Genomic DNA, 11,196 nt, shown 5'->3' with positions numbered 1-11,196 from the left:
GCCTGCGTCTGCTCCTGCCGTGCCGGTTGTCAGCGACAAACCGCAGCCAGAGGCGAAGCCGAGCGCACCGCCGCCGAAGGTCAACGTCGTGACCGTCGAGGCGCAGGATTCGACCCCAACGGCACCGCCGCCGGCCGCCAAACCGGTGCAACAGGCCGCTCCTGCTTCTGCACAGGTCACGCAACGCGCGCCGCGCAAACGCGACGGCCTCGAACGTCACGCGGCCGCAGCGCCCGCTGCAACGAAATCCGAAACGCCGGAGACGGCCGCACTCGTGAGGGAGTCGGCGAAGCTCGACCCGTCGTTGCCGCCGCCGTCGATGTCGTCGATGCCGTCGAGCAGCGGTTCGAACCGGCAGGGCAGTTCGTCGTCGGGTGCGAATCCGGTTGCTGCCGCGATGACCGAGCAACTGGTCAGGGAGTCGAGCAATTTCAAGTCGCCGTCAAGCTCAAAAGGTAGAGCCGCTAATCAATGAGTGACCTAGGGGCTGGTCGTGGCGATCGCGATTGGAATACGCCGACGGTATGGTGAGACCTTACGTCGCAACGGCTTGACCGAAAGTACGTTTCCCCAGTGCGTACAAGAGCACACACGCCGACTAGGGAGAGTTCAGCCGAGAGCGGACAGAAGGGGGGGCGGCCTATTGCGACGAGTCACGACTTCTTCTAACTTGAGGATTGTCAAAATATGACGACACATATCCGTGACGACTATGCGCCATCTCGATCGGCTTGCTGAGAACATTGACGAAACAATCTCGAATTTGATGTTGCGCAGCACTTAAATACAAGAAAGCATAAGTCTGCGCGCTCTGATCTTCTGCGACTCAACAGGCGGCTATAAAGTATTCAAGACTGCCACGTTGCCAGGGGCTTGTGAGCGCATGCCATATCCTCCAAGCCTGGCCTCCGTCCTAGTGGTCTGAATTGGTGCGCCGAGCTTACAAGCAACATGTGTTTATTGTCGAGCTTCGGGCGAAGGATCCTTGTGTTATTCTTGGTGCACATGTGCACCAAGCGCTTGATTGAGCCATGAGTCAGGTACCAGATTACAACGCCGAACTGCGACGATTGATCGAGCGGGCTGGGTTGACGCAGATAGAAGCTCTGAGAATTGTCAATAATGGACAAGCATTTCCGATTGCTTTATCGACTTGGAAAGCATATTTGGCCTTGCCTGACAGTGCAAGGCGTCGTTTTTGCCCGAAGCGGGTAGTCGAGCACGCGCGAAGAACAATTGGTCGAATGTCGTCTGAAATCCGTGGTATGAAAAATGATCAGGCGCCGAAAGGTGATGGTTGAATAAAGGCAGATTGAGGTAAGAAATGCAAATCGAATCAATTGAGATCAAGAATTTTAGATTGTTCAAGGATGCGAAAATTTCTCGTATTCCACGTTTGTGTGTGCTTGTAGGGGCAAATGGGACGGGGAAGTCTACGCTATTTGATGTATTTTCTTTTCTCAAAGATGCGCTGGCAATGAACGTTGCGAAGGCTGTGACGAAGCGAGGGGGCTACCGAGAGTTGGCAAGCCGTGGGGGTGAAAAGGATCCGATCGAATTAACATTGCAGTTTAGATTGGAGATCACTGGGCACGAGCGCTTGGTTACTTATGTTTTGAAAATTGAGCCCGATAAAACTGGGCGCGCTGTTGTGGCTAGAGAGATATTGCGCTACAAGCGGGGGAGCTACGGGGCTCCTTTCAGATTTCTGGATTTTTCGTATGGTCGGGGTTATGCGATTACAAATGAAGAGGATTTTTCTAAGGCTGATGAGGCATTGAATCGAGAGGAGGAGGAGCTTGATGCTCCGGATATTCTGGCGATAAAGGGGCTTGGGCAGTTTGAGCGATTTAAAGCTGCCAGTGCATTTAGGCTTATGATTGAAAATTGGCATATCTCTGATTTTCACGTCTCCGATGCACGTCCAAGTCAGGAGGAGGGATATGCCGAGCATTTGTCTACACGAGGAGATAATCTCCCCCTTGTTGCAAACTATCTTTTCGAACATCATCGATCGTGCTTTGATAAAGTTTTGGAAGCGATGAAGCTTCGGGTTCCTGGTGTTGCTGTAGTTGAAGCAAAGCCAACGGAAGACGGACGGCTTGTGCTCCGCTTTCAGGACGGGAGCTTCAAAGATCCATTCATCGCGCGCTACGTATCAGATGGCACAATTAAGATGTTTGCGTATTTGATTCTTCTGAATGACCCGAAGCCTTATCCATTGCTAGCAGTAGAGGAGCCGGAAAATCAATTATATCCGGAGCTGTTGCCAGAGCTCGCAGAGGAATTTCGAAGCTATGCTCAACGCGGTGGGCAAGTTTTTATATCGACGCATTCGCCTGATTTTCTGAATGCTCTTTCGCTTGATGAAATATATTGTCTTCGTAAGATTGATGGGTTCACCTCAATATCGAGGGCGGATGATTCGGAAAACTTGCGCTCGCTGTTCGATGCAGGCGATCTTCCTGGGTATCTTTGGAAGCAAGGTCTTTTTGAGGTCGTAAATCGGTGAAAGGGCGTATTATCTTTTTGCTGGAAGAGCCTTCAATGAAGATTCTTCTGGATGACTTGCTGCCTCGGCTATTTCCAGGATTGGAAGTGCAGGTGCATTTCCAATGTGTACCCCATGAGGGGAAGGCGGATCTTGATAAAAGTATCCCAAAAAAACTTAAGGCGTGGCGGGAGCCGGATGTAAGATTTGTTGTTGTGCGGGATAATGATTCCGCTGATTGTGTGGCGTTGAAGAGACGAATTGAGGGGGTGTGTGTAGAAGCGGGGCGGCCTGAAACTTTAATTCGCTTGGTGTGCCAAGAACTTGAGAGTTGGTATATCGGGGATTTGGGTGCTTTGGAGGCCGCGTTCCCTAGGTGTCGAATGGATACTCCTGCGTTAAGGAAGAAATTCTCTGATCCGGATTCTTGGCAAAAACCTTCTAACGAATTGAGTCGTTTGATTCCATCATTTCAAAAGTTATCTGGTGCTCGTTTGATGGCTTCTAATTTGCGTGGAGAAAACAATCGATCCAGGAGCTTTTGCGTGTTTCTTGACGGACTTCGTAGGATTGTTGCCGAAATGGGTTATGTGTATGAAGGGGGAGGGTGATTTCAAGTGTGCGCGCGGGAAGCACATGAAAAAGGCCCCCGCACGCCGACCAAAGCATGCGGGGCCAAGAGAGACAAACTGTTGTGCCGACGCGCTGACGCGCGTTACGCGGCGACCGCTTCCTCGGCCTGCGGCTGCGCGGCGGCAACCGGTGCCACGTCCTGCCGGATCAGGTGGTCGAACGCACCGAGCGATGCCTTCGCGCCTTCACCGACCGCGATCACGATCTGCTTGAACGGTACCGTCGTCACGTCACCGGCCGCGAACACGCCCGGCACCGACGTTGCACCGCGCGCATCGACGACGATCTCGCCGTGCTTCGACAGCTCGACCGTGCCTTTCAGCCATTCGGTGTTCGGCACGAGGCCGATCTGCACGAACACGCCTTCGAGATCGATGCGCTGCGTGTCGCCCGAGCGCAGATCCTTGTAGACGAGCCCGTTCAGCTTGCTGCCGTCGCCGGTCAGCTCGGTCGTTTGCGCCTGCGTGACGATCGTCACGTTCGGCAGGCTGCGCAGCTTGCGTTGCAGCACTTCGTCCGCACGCAGTTGCGCGCCGTATTCGATCAGCGTGACAGCCTTCACGATGCCGGCGAGGTCGATCGCGGCCTCGACACCCGAGTTGCCGCCGCCGACCACCGCGACGCGCTTGCCCTTGAACAGCGGGCCGTCGCAGTGCGGGCAGTACGCGACACCGCGGTTGCGGTATTCGCGCTCGCCCGGCACGTTGATTTCGCGCCAGCGCGCGCCGGTCGCGAGGACGATCGTCTTCGCCTTCAGCACCGCGCCGTTCGCGAGGCGGATCTGGTGCACGTCGCCGGGAATCAGCGCATCGGCGCGCTGCACGTCCATGATGTCGACGTCGTACTGCTTCACGTGCTGTTCGAGCGCGGTCGCGAACTTCGGCCCTTCGGTTTCCTGCACCGACACGAAGTTCTCGATCGCCATCGTGTCGAGCACCTGGCCGCCGAAACGCTCGGCGACGACGCCCGTCGCAATGCCCTTGCGCGCCGAGTAGATGGCTGCGGCCGCGCCTGCCGGGCCGCCGCCGACGATCAGCGTATCGAACACCGGCTTGTTTTCGAGCGACTTCGCGGCACGTGCGCTGGCGCCCGTATCGAGTTTCGCGAGGATTTCCTTCACGCTGCTGCGGCCCTGGCCGAACGAGGCACCGTTCAGGAACATCGTCGGCACGGCCATGATCTGGCGCGACTCGACTTCATCCTGGAACAGCGCGCCGTCGATCGCGACGTGACGGATGCGCGGGTTGACCAGCGACATCACGTTCAGCGCCTGCACGACTTCCGGGCAGTTCTGGCACGACAGCGAGAAATACGTCTCGAACGCGTAGTCGCCGTCGAGCGCGCGGATCTGTTCGATGACGTCGTCGTCGAGCTTGATCGGGTGGCCGCCCGTCTGCAGCAGCGCGAGCACGAGCGACGTGAATTCATGGCCCATCGGGATGCCGGCGAAGCGGATGCCGGCCGGCTTGCCGGGCTCGCCGATCGAGAACGACGGCTTGCGCTCGGCGTCGTCGCGGCGTTCGGTCACGGTCACGCGATCCGTCAGCGACGCAATCTCGTTCAGCAGCGCCAGCAGTTCCTGCGATTTCGCGCTGTCGTCGAGCGAGGCGACGAGTTCGATCGGGCGCGTGATCTTTTCGAGGTACGCTTTCAGTTGGTTCTTGAGATTGGCGTCGAGCATGGCGTTTCGGATTCCGTATTAATGATTGTGGTCGGGCACGTCGTGCCGGAGGAGGGCGCGGGCCGCATGCCGCGGCGGCCCGTAGTGTGTCTCGCGCGCCTCGTGCGAGGCGCGCGGAGCGATCGTCAGATCTTGCCGATCAGGTCGAGCGACGGGGTCAGCGTTTCCGCGCCCGGCGTCCACTTGGCCGGGCACACTTCACCCGGGTGCGCCGCGATGTATTGCGCAGCCTGCACCTTGCGCAGCAGTTCGCCTGCGTCACGGCCGATGCCGTTGTCGTGGATTTCGCACAGCTTGATCTCGCCTTCCGGGTTGATCACGAACGTGCCGCGCAGCGCCATCCCTTCTTCCTCGATCAGCACGTCGAAGTTGCGCGACAGCGTGAGCGTCGGGTCGCCGATCATCGGGTACTTGATCTTGCCGATCGTGTCCGACGTGTCGTGCCAGGCCTTGTGCGTGAAGTGCGTGTCGGTCGACACGCCGTAGATTTCGACACCCAGCTTCTGGAATTCCGCGTAACGGTCGGCGAGGTCGCCCAGCTCGGTCGGGCAGACGAACGTGAAGTCGGCCGGGTAGAACACGACGACGGACCACTTGCCCTTGAAGTTCTCTTCCGAGACGGGCACGAAATCGCCATTGTGGTAAGCGGTTGCCTTGAACGGCTTGATTTGGGTGTTGATGATCGGCATCTTGCGAGTTCCTTTGCAGTGGTGTTGATGAAGTGTTCCCAGTATCCGGGTTCACCCTGAGTTTGTGAAATTGCTTGTTTCAATCCGGGGCATCGAGAATTTCTATCTGCTTCCGGCCCTTGATTGGGTGCGGCGTGCGGGGGAGGTAATTGACGCGTGGGTGTATGGACGAGCGGTAGCCGGGCGGAGATGCGGCGAGACGAATTGCATCGAAAGTCAAAAGCAGCGGGTGGAGCGACTCGAGGCGGCGCCGAAGGTTGTTCGGGGCGCGCGTTCACCACTCCGAGCGCAAGTCTTCCTGGTCGACGGCGTTGCGCCCCTTCCAGAGGCCGAACACATTGTCAGCAAGTGTCCGGTTCCGCAGCGCGATGCAGGCGTCGATCGCGTCCCGGATGATCTCGGCGGAGGAACTGTTCTGGTGCGCGGCGATGCGGGTCGACGCCGCATGCTGGTCATCTGATAGATCGACCGGAATTCTGTTCATTGCAACCTCCGTGACGGGACACGGCCATCGTGGCGATCCGGTCGGCCAAGTGCATGTACGCGGCACGTCCGATGCGAATGCGGCTTCCCGATTCGGCCGGCTGTCGGAGCGACGTCGTCCCGCTCCGCTCAAATCCCCGCCATCTTCCTCAACCACGCCGCCAGCCGCCTCGCGCCATCCGGCATGTCCGCGTCCTCGCGCGTGCACAGGTAGTAATCGCGTCCGTCGTCGAGCGCGTGATCGAACAGCTTCACGAGCTCACCATTTGCCAGCTCGCGTTCGACCAGTGGCGCGCGCAGCAACGCCGCGCCGAGATCCGCGCGTGCGGCGCTCAGCGTGAGCTGGCCGTCCTCGAACATCGGCCCCACCGCATGCGACACATGCTTCACACCCGCGCCCTGCAGCCAGTTGACCCACGTGCTGCGATCCTCGTCGTGCACGAGCGGCGCGCGCGCGAGATCAGCCGGCGTGCGAAACGGCCCGTGGCGCTTCAGGAACGACGGGCTGCACATCGGCACCATCGCGCCCGGCAGCAGCCGCTCGCAGCGGTAGCCGGGCCAGTCGCCGGTGCCGAAGCGGATCGACAGGTCCGACGCATCGCTGCGGTAGTTGCGGTGGTGCGCATACAGCACCGTCACGTCGACGTCCGTGTTGTCCGCCAGGAACGCGTGCAGCCGTGGAATGAACCAGCCGATGCCGAGCAGCGGAATCAGGCTGACGGTGATCTGCCGCAGCGACGAGCGGTCGCGCACGAAGCGCGTCGCGCTGCGCAGCACCGAGAACGCGGCGCTGATCGAGCGGTAGTAGTCGCGGCCTTCGTCGGTGAGCGCGAGCAGCCGGCCCTCGCGCACGGTCAGCGGCGTCTGGATGAACGCTTCGAGCAGCTGCAGCTGATGGCTGACCGCCGACGGCGTGATGTCGAGCTCGCCTGCCGCCGCGGTGACCGACCCGAGACGCGCGAAAGCTTCGAACGCACGCACCGCGCGCAGCGGTGGATCGTGCGGCAATTGTTCGATATTTTTCATGTGTCGAATTTTATCGAAAAGTCAGGGTAAGCGGCAACATGAAAATATCCAGCATTTACAGTGATGTAGATTAATGTGTCGAGAACGGCATAAGCATCCAACAATTGGGTATTTGGGGTTTGGGTGATGAATATTTAATATTTTTCATGTTTTGATCCGATTCACCGATCCCCGCACATGAAAATCGCTTTCCTCCACGCCAGCCTCGCCTTCTCGGCGGCCGCCCTGGTCGCCTCCGTTCCCGCGTTCGCGCAATCCGCACCGCAGACGATCCTGATCGGTCTCGCCGCGCCGCTCACCGGCCCGTCCGCGCGAATCGGCAAGGACCTGCAGAACGGCGCGCAACTCGCGATCGACGACGCGAACGCGAAGCATCCGACCATCGGCGGCAAGCCGGTCGTCTACAAGCTCGTTGCGGCCGACGACCAGTCCGATCCGCGCACGGCGGTCGCGGTTGCGCAGCAGCTCGTCGACAAGCACGTAATCGGTGTTGTCGGTCACTGGAACACGGGCTGCAGCGTGCCGGCGTCGCGCGTCTATCGCGATGCGGGGATCCCGCAGATCGCGCCGGCGTCCACCGGCCATCAATACACGCAGCAGGGCTATGCGACGGCCTTCCGCATCATGGGTCACGACGATGCGGGCGGCAATTTCACCGGCGCGTATGCGGTGAAGACGCTGAAGGCGAAGCGCATCGCGGTGATCGACGATCGCACGTCGTTCGGCGCGGGGCTGGCCGAGCAGTTCATCAAGGGTGTGCAGGCGAACGGCGGCGCGATCGTCGATCGCCAGTACGTGAACGACAAGACGACCGACTTCAGCGGCGTGCTGACCGCGATCAAGGGCAAGCGCGCGGATCTCGTGTTCTTCGGCGGCCTCGACGCGCAGGCCGCGCCGATCTCGCGCCGGATGCGCCAGCTCGGCGTGAACGCGCCGCTGCTCGGCGCAGGCGGCTTCGTGAGCCAGACTTTCCTGTCGCTCGCAGGCAAGGACGGCGACGGCGTGACGGCGCTCGAACCGGGCCTGCCGCTCGACCGGATGCCGGGCGGCAAGGCGTTCGACACGCAATACCAGGCACGCTTTCACGCCCCGATCGAACTGCATGCGCCGTTCGCGTACGACGCGGCCGCCACGCTGATCGCAGCTGCGCAGAAGGCCGGCACGACGCAGCCGGCGAAGCTGGTCGCGGCGGTGCGTGCGATCGACCGGCCCGGCGTGACGGGGCGGATCGCGTTCGATGCCGAAGGCAACCTGAAGGATCCGGCCTTCACGATCTATCAGGTGCGCGGCGGCAAGTGGACCGTCGTCGACGTGCTCGGCGGCTCGCGCACCGCGGCCAAGTAAACGAAACAGCGTTAAAAAACCAAGACGATCCCCATGACCGAAGCGACCCAGACACCCGCCGCCGCACCCGAGGACACGCGCCTCGGGATCCTCGCGCGCCGCCGCATCGAAGCGGAAATCATCAAGCCGATCTACGAGATCATGAAGCGCGAGTTCGGCGCCGAGCGCGCACAGGCCGTGATCGCGGAAGCCGTGCGCGGCGCGGCGGTCGACGCCGGCCGTACGTTCGCCGCGCAGGAGCCGGACGGCACGAGCGTGAAGTCGTTCATCGCGCTGCAGGTGCTGTGGGAGAAGGACGATGCGCTCGACGTCGAGGTGCGGCGCGCGGACGACGCGCACTACGACTACGACGTGCATCGCTGCAGCTACGCGGAGATGTATCACGCGATGGGGCTCGGCGAGATCGGCCACCTGCTGAGCTGCGCGCGCGACAGCTATTTCATCCAGGGCTATGCGCCGGACATCGCGCTCACGCGCACGAGCACGATCATGCAGGGCGGCAAGCGCTGCGATTTCCGCTACGCGCTGCAAGCCGCAACGGAGAATGGCGATGCGTGACGACAACGCGAATGCCAAGGTGGCAAGCGTGAGCGCGCCACGCGTCGATGGCGACCGCCTGTGGGCGTCGCTCGACCGGATGGCGCAGATCGGCGCGACGCCGAAGGGCGGCGTCTGCCGCCTTGCGCTGACCGATCTCGATCGCGAATCGCGCGACCTGTTCGTGCAATGGGCGCAAGACGCCGGCTGCACGGTGCGGGTGGACCAGATGGGCAACGTGTTCGCGCGCCGCGCGGGCCGCAACCCCGACGCCGCGCCGGTCTTGACCGGCTCGCACGCCGATTCGCAGCCGACGGGCGGCCGCTACGACGGCATCTACGGCGTGCTCGGCGGGCTCGAGGTCGTGCGTGCGCTGAACGACGCGGGCATCGAGACCGAGCGCCCGATCGACGTCGTGATCTGGACCAACGAGGAAGGCTCGCGCTTCGCGCCGGCGATGGTGTCGGCCGGCGTGTTCTCGGGTGTCTATACGCTCGAATACGGGCTGTCGCGTACCGACGGCGCAGGCAGGACGATCGGCGAGGAACTGGCGCGGATCGGCTACGCGGGCGCCGAGCCCGTTGGTGGCTATCCGGTGCATGCGGCGTACGAACTGCATATCGAACAGGGCGCGATTCTGGAGCGGGCCGGCAAGACGATCGGCGTCGTGACGGCCGGGCAGGGGCAGCGCTGGTACGAGGTGACGCTCACGGGTGTCGACGCGCACGCGGGCACGACGCCGATGGAATTCCGCCGCGATGCGCTGGTCGGCGCCGCGCGGATGATCTCGTTCGTCGAAGTGCTCGGCCGCCGTTACGCGCCGTATGCACGCGCGACGGTCGGGATGATCGAGGCGCGGCCGAACTCGCGCAACACGGTGCCGGGCGGCTGCTTCTTCACGGTCGAATTCCGTCATCCCGACGATGCGGTGCTCGACGAACTCGACGCGGTGCTGCGTGCGGAGTTGGCGCGTGTGGCCGACGAAACGGGCCTCGGCGCGCAGATCGAGCAGATCTTCACGTATGCGCCGATCCCGTTCGCGCCGCGTTGCATCGACACGGTGCGTGATGCGGCACAGGCGCTCGGGTTGTCGCACATGGATATCGTGTCCGGCGCGGGGCACGACGCATGCTATGTCGCGCGCGTCGCGCCGACGGGGATGATCTTCGTGCCATGCGTCGACGGGCTGAGCCACAACGAAGCCGAAGCGATTACGCCCGAGTGGGCGGCGGCGGGTGCAGACGTGCTGTTGCGAGCGGTGTTGCAGAGCGCGCAGGAAGCCTGAGCCCGGGCTGGATGGCGGCGGTCTGGCGGGAGCGTGTTCTCCGGGCCGGGCCGCGCCGTTTTGCGCCTGACGATGCGAACGCGCGGTTCGCGTCAGGCCGCCGGCGAATGTCGATCGATATATCGCCGCATCACATGGAACGCCGTATCGGTGCGCCCCGGCATCGTCACCATCGCGCCATCGGCCGCGAAGCCGAGCTTTTCGTAAAACGGGTACGCGACTTCGCGTGCCGTGCACCACACGAGCGCGGCCCCGTGTGCTTCCGCGTGCCGCACGCAGACCTGCACCAGCACGCGCCCGAAGCCCAGGCCGCGAACGGCAGGGTGCACGGCCATCCCGCGCAGCCGCCACGCCGGTCGCGCAGGATCGTCTTCGCGCACCTCCTCGCAGAGCGACGCAACGGCGACGATGCCCGACGGGTCGTGTACGCCGACGTGCAGGGTCGTCGGCGCATGGTCGCCAGCCAGTTCGCACGCGTTCAGATCGCCGTTCAGCAGGATCGTCGCCCGGAGCGGGTGTGTCTGCGAGGCCTCGATCGATGCGATGGTGAACAGCGTGTCGCCTGACTTCATCAACGTTCCTTGAATATTCGATTCAGCCGCGCGTTACCGGCCAGCCTTGCGCCGCGCCATATACGCGAGATACGCAACGATCTGGTCGAGTTCGCGGTCGCTCAGCTGGTCCGGCGGAAACGCCGGCATGCTGCGGCCCGGCCAGTCGCGCACCGACGCCGGATTACGGATATAGCGGCGCAGCGCGGCAGGCTGGAAGTAGTCGACCGGATTCATCGGCGCGTTCAAGTCGGGGCCGGCATGGCTGCTGCCCGCGCCGTCGAGGCGGTGACACGCGAGGCATTGCGTGACGAACAGGCGCTGGCCTGCGCGTGCCGGATCATCGGCGGGCAGCGCGGCATCGACGGCAAGCGACGGCCAGCGCGCGAGCGGCGACGATTCGATCGTGACGCGCACGATCTGGTACGGCCATTGCTCGCCGCGCACCGACGATGCTTTCGGCCCGAGCCAGACCA

At 62.1% G+C, this 11,196-nt stretch carries 12 protein-coding genes and 1 pseudogene; 7 read left to right on the top strand and 6 right to left on the bottom strand.

Annotation, left to right across the window (positions count from 1 at the left end):
* The 4 genes and pseudogenes from JYJ84_RS37855 to JYJ84_RS17730 all read left to right on the top strand — a co-directional run.
* Positions 1-475, top strand: a pseudogene (locus JYJ84_RS37855) (extensin); the annotation flags it as partial.
* Between the two features lie 556 nt (positions 476-1,031).
* Positions 1,032-1,301, top strand: coding sequence for a hypothetical protein (locus tag JYJ84_RS17740; RefSeq protein WP_175223648.1), 270 nt, complete (start codon positions 1,032-1,034; stop codon positions 1,299-1,301).
* 23 nt (positions 1,302-1,324) lie between these two features.
* A complete protein-coding gene (locus JYJ84_RS17735; protein ID WP_175223649.1) occupies positions 1,325-2,512 on the top strand; it encodes an AAA family ATPase in 1,188 nt (395 codons plus the stop codon).
* A 35-nt stretch (positions 2,513-2,547) separates the two neighbouring features.
* Complete coding sequence (locus JYJ84_RS17730; RefSeq protein ID WP_236027250.1) at positions 2,548-3,102, top strand: DUF4276 family protein; 555 nt, start codon at positions 2,548-2,550, stop codon at positions 3,100-3,102.
* Positions 3,103-3,206: 104 nt separating this feature from the next.
* Here JYJ84_RS17730 and ahpF read toward each other — a convergent pair whose 3' ends face one another.
* The 4 genes from ahpF to JYJ84_RS17710 all read right to left on the bottom strand — a co-directional run bounded on the left by ahpF (position 3,207) and on the right by JYJ84_RS17710 (position 7,003).
* Positions 3,207-4,805, bottom strand: a complete 1,599-nt coding sequence (gene ahpF, locus JYJ84_RS17725; RefSeq protein WP_089453242.1) for an alkyl hydroperoxide reductase subunit F — start codon at positions 4,803-4,805, stop codon at positions 3,207-3,209.
* 125 nt (positions 4,806-4,930) lie between these two features.
* Entirely contained in the window at positions 4,931-5,494 is a 564-nt protein-coding gene (gene ahpC, locus JYJ84_RS17720; protein WP_006488685.1) for an alkyl hydroperoxide reductase subunit C, read from the bottom strand.
* A gap of 274 nt (positions 5,495-5,768) precedes the next feature.
* The gene (locus tag JYJ84_RS17715; protein ID WP_175223651.1) at positions 5,769-5,978 is read right to left on the bottom strand and encodes a CopG family transcriptional regulator; all 210 of its coding nucleotides are present in this window, start codon (positions 5,976-5,978) and stop codon (positions 5,769-5,771) included.
* Positions 5,979-6,106: 128 nt separating this feature from the next.
* Positions 6,107-7,003: a LysR substrate-binding domain-containing protein gene (locus tag JYJ84_RS17710; protein WP_089442808.1), complete on the bottom strand. Its 897-nt coding sequence runs from the start codon at positions 7,001-7,003 to the stop codon at positions 6,107-6,109.
* Between the two features lie 177 nt (positions 7,004-7,180).
* On the opposite strand from JYJ84_RS17710, the gene JYJ84_RS17705 reads away from it, so the two are divergent.
* From JYJ84_RS17705 to JYJ84_RS17695, 3 genes are read left to right on the top strand one after another with little or no spacing between them, the layout of a single operon-like run.
* Entirely contained in the window at positions 7,181-8,347 is a 1,167-nt protein-coding gene (locus tag JYJ84_RS17705; protein WP_175223652.1) for a branched-chain amino acid ABC transporter substrate-binding protein, read from the top strand.
* A gap of 33 nt (positions 8,348-8,380) precedes the next feature.
* Positions 8,381-8,905, top strand: a complete 525-nt coding sequence (locus tag JYJ84_RS17700) for an L-2-amino-thiazoline-4-carboxylic acid hydrolase (protein ID WP_175223653.1) — start codon at positions 8,381-8,383, stop codon at positions 8,903-8,905.
* The gene (locus JYJ84_RS17695; protein WP_175223654.1) at positions 8,898-10,169 is read left to right on the top strand and encodes a Zn-dependent hydrolase; all 1,272 of its coding nucleotides are present in this window, start codon (positions 8,898-8,900) and stop codon (positions 10,167-10,169) included. Before JYJ84_RS17700 ends, JYJ84_RS17695 begins: the two co-directional genes overlap by 8 nt.
* Positions 10,170-10,261: 92 nt before the next feature.
* Here the strand turns inward: JYJ84_RS17695 and JYJ84_RS17690 are convergent, their stop codons facing one another.
* Both JYJ84_RS17690 and JYJ84_RS17685 read right to left on the bottom strand, forming a co-directional pair.
* Complete coding sequence (locus JYJ84_RS17690; protein ID WP_174956519.1) at positions 10,262-10,741, bottom strand: GNAT family N-acetyltransferase; 480 nt, start codon at positions 10,739-10,741, stop codon at positions 10,262-10,264.
* Between the two features lie 33 nt (positions 10,742-10,774).
* Positions 10,775-11,196 (bottom strand): cytochrome c (locus JYJ84_RS17685; RefSeq protein WP_205189329.1); only part of this gene is annotated, 422 nt, incomplete at its 5' end.

Source organism: Burkholderia sp. LMG 13014, assembly GCF_905232215.1.
Classification (GTDB): Bacteria; Pseudomonadota; Gammaproteobacteria; order Burkholderiales; family Burkholderiaceae; genus Burkholderia.
Note: the sequence above shows the minus strand (reverse complement) of the source record. Positions and strands in the feature narration are given on the sequence as shown.

Bases quoted from the DNA above. Each gene is read 5' to 3' on its own strand.
- JYJ84_RS17740 (WP_175223648.1), top strand. From the start codon at position 1,032: ATGAGTCAGGTACCAGATTACAACGCCGAACTGCGACGATTGATCGAG.
- JYJ84_RS17735 (WP_175223649.1), top strand. From the start codon at position 1,325: ATGCAAATCGAATCAATTGAGATCAAGAATTTTAGATTGTTCAAGGAT.
- JYJ84_RS17730 (WP_236027250.1), top strand. From the start codon at position 2,548: ATGAAGATTCTTCTGGATGACTTGCTGCCTCGGCTATTTCCAGGATTG.
- ahpF (WP_089453242.1), bottom strand. From the start codon at position 4,805: ATGCTCGACGCCAATCTCAAGAACCAACTGAAAGCGTACCTCGAAAAG.
- ahpC (WP_006488685.1), bottom strand. From the start codon at position 5,494: ATGCCGATCATCAACACCCAAATCAAGCCGTTCAAGGCAACCGCTTAC.
- JYJ84_RS17715 (WP_175223651.1), bottom strand. From the start codon at position 5,978: ATGAACAGAATTCCGGTCGATCTATCAGATGACCAGCATGCGGCGTCG.
- JYJ84_RS17710 (WP_089442808.1), bottom strand. From the start codon at position 7,003: ATGAAAAATATCGAACAATTGCCGCACGATCCACCGCTGCGCGCGGTG.
- JYJ84_RS17705 (WP_175223652.1), top strand. From the start codon at position 7,181: ATGAAAATCGCTTTCCTCCACGCCAGCCTCGCCTTCTCGGCGGCCGCC.
- JYJ84_RS17700 (WP_175223653.1), top strand. From the start codon at position 8,381: ATGACCGAAGCGACCCAGACACCCGCCGCCGCACCCGAGGACACGCGC.
- JYJ84_RS17695 (WP_175223654.1), top strand. From the start codon at position 8,898: ATGCGTGACGACAACGCGAATGCCAAGGTGGCAAGCGTGAGCGCGCCA.
- JYJ84_RS17690 (WP_174956519.1), bottom strand. From the start codon at position 10,741: ATGAAGTCAGGCGACACGCTGTTCACCATCGCATCGATCGAGGCCTCG.